Origin of the sequence: Mycobacterium sp. NPDC050551 (assembly GCF_040674075.1) — a bacterium.
In the GTDB taxonomy this organism is placed as follows: Bacteria; Actinomycetota; Actinomycetes; order Mycobacteriales; family Mycobacteriaceae; genus Mycobacterium.
This window is the reverse complement of the sequence record NZ_JBFARC010000012.1, coordinates 1-2,084: the sequence shown is the minus strand read 5'-3', so window position 1 is coordinate 2,084 and position 2,084 is coordinate 1. Positions and strand designations below refer to the sequence as shown.

The following is a 2,084-nucleotide window of genomic DNA, read 5'->3' as shown; positions in this document are numbered from 1 at the left end:
TGACCAAAAGGCCATCATGCGTCTCGATGCTCGCAACCACTATCCACAAATCAAACACCACACCCCACCACCAAAGCAGGGCAACAACAGAAACCCCTCGCTCATCCCGACACCCCCACAAGAAACTGTGAAAGCGACCTCGGGACAACCTCAGAGCCGGCGCCCACCCCCACTGGGGTGAGCCCGCGGGCCTGTTGTCTCAAAGCCCAATAGTGTGTCTGATGGATTTTTCGCCGTCCGGCATTCACTCGGACGAACATGTCTGTTGCTATGCACCAGAACTTGCGCCCACTACAGGGCAAGCCCATCCAACGAATCGCCCAGGTCACCGAACCCCCACACGATGTGGGCGGGCCATGGGTCTCGTGGTGCTCCTTAGAAAGGAGGTGATCCAGCCGCACCTTCCGGTACGGCTACCTTGTTACGACTTCGTCCCAATCGCCGATCCCACCTTCGACGGCTCCCTCCCACAAGGGGTTAGGCCACCGGCTTCGGGTGTTACCGACTTTCATGACGTGACGGGCGGTGTGTACAAGGCCCGGGAACGTATTCACCGCAGCGTTGCTGATCTGCGATTACTAGCGACTCCGACTTCACGGGGTCGAGTTGCAGACCCCGATCCGAACTGAGACCGGCTTTAAAGGATTCGCTAAGCCTCACGGCATCGCAGCCCTTTGTACCGGCCATTGTAGCATGTGTGAAGCCCTGGACATAAGGGGCATGATGACTTGACGTCATCCCCACCTTCCTCCGAGTTGACCCCGGCAGTCTCTCACGAGTCCCCACCATGACGTGCTGGCAACATGAGACAAGGGTTGCGCTCGTTGCGGGACTTAACCCAACATCTCACGACACGAGCTGACGACAGCCATGCACCACCTGCACACAGGCCACAAGGGAACCGACATCTCTGCCGGCGTCCTGTGCATGTCAAACCCAGGTAAGGTTCTTCGCGTTGCATCGAATTAATCCACATGCTCCGCCGCTTGTGCGGGCCCCCGTCAATTCCTTTGAGTTTTAGCCTTGCGGCCGTACTCCCCAGGCGGGGTACTTAATGCGTTAGCTACGGCACGGATCCCAAGGAAGGAAACCCACACCTAGTACCCACCGTTTACGGCGTGGACTACCAGGGTATCTAATCCTGTTCGCTCCCCACGCTTTCGCTCCTCAGCGTCAGTTACTGCCCAGAGACCCGCCTTCGCCACCGGTGTTCCTCCTGATATCTGCGCATTCCACCGCTACACCAGGAATTCCAGTCTCCCCTGCAGTACTCCAGTCTGCCCGTATCGCCCGCACGCCGAGGGTTAAGCCCCCGGTTTTCACGAACAACGCGACAAACCACCTACGAGCTCTTTACGCCCAGTAATTCCGGACAACGCTCGCACCCTACGTATTACCGCGGCTGCTGGCACGTAGTTGGCCGGTGCTTCTTCTGCACATACCGTCACTTGCGCTTCGTCTGTGCTGAAAGAGGTTTACAACCCGAAGGCCGTCATCCCCCACGCGGCGTCGCTGCATCAGGCTTGCGCCCATTGTGCAATATTCCCCACTGCTGCCTCCCGTAGGAGTCTGGGCCGTATCTCAGTCCCAGTGTGGCCGGACACCCTCTCAGGCCGGCTACCCGTCGTCGCCTTGGTAGGCCATCACCCCACCAACAAGCTGATAGGCCGCGGGCCCATCCCACACCGCAAAAGCTTTCCCCCAAAGGTCATGCAACCCAAGAGGTGTATTCGGTATTAGACCCAGTTTCCCAGGCTTATCCCAAAGTGCAGGGCAGATCACCCACGTGTTACTCACCCGTTCGCCACTCGAGTACCCCGAAGGGCCTTTCCGTTCGACTTGCATGTGTTAAGCACGCCGCCAGCGTTCGTCCTGAGCCAGGATCAAACTCTCCAAACAAAAACAACCCAACCAAAGTCAGGTGAATTCGAATCAGAAAAATCCGATCACAAAAACAAGACACCAAAAACTGGCATCCAAAAAACGAGGCTGCACCCCCAAACGGGAAAATGCGGACACAACCCCAAAAAACAACAAACAAAAACCACCAAACACACTATTGAGTTCTCAAACAACACACCCGC

Annotated in this window: 2 rRNA genes (1 of these 2 running past the window's edge); both read right to left on the bottom strand. The window is 57.1% G+C overall.

What is annotated here, in order from left to right:
* A 23S ribosomal RNA gene (locus AB0K11_RS27775) occupies positions 1–114 on the bottom strand; it reaches 2,534 nt to the left of the window's first position.
* A gap of 265 nt (positions 115–379) precedes the next feature.
* A 16S ribosomal RNA gene (locus AB0K11_RS27770) occupies positions 380–1,899 on the bottom strand.
* Together the 16S and 23S rRNA genes form the textbook arrangement of a ribosomal RNA operon.
* Positions 1,900–2,084 lie beyond the last annotated feature (185 nt).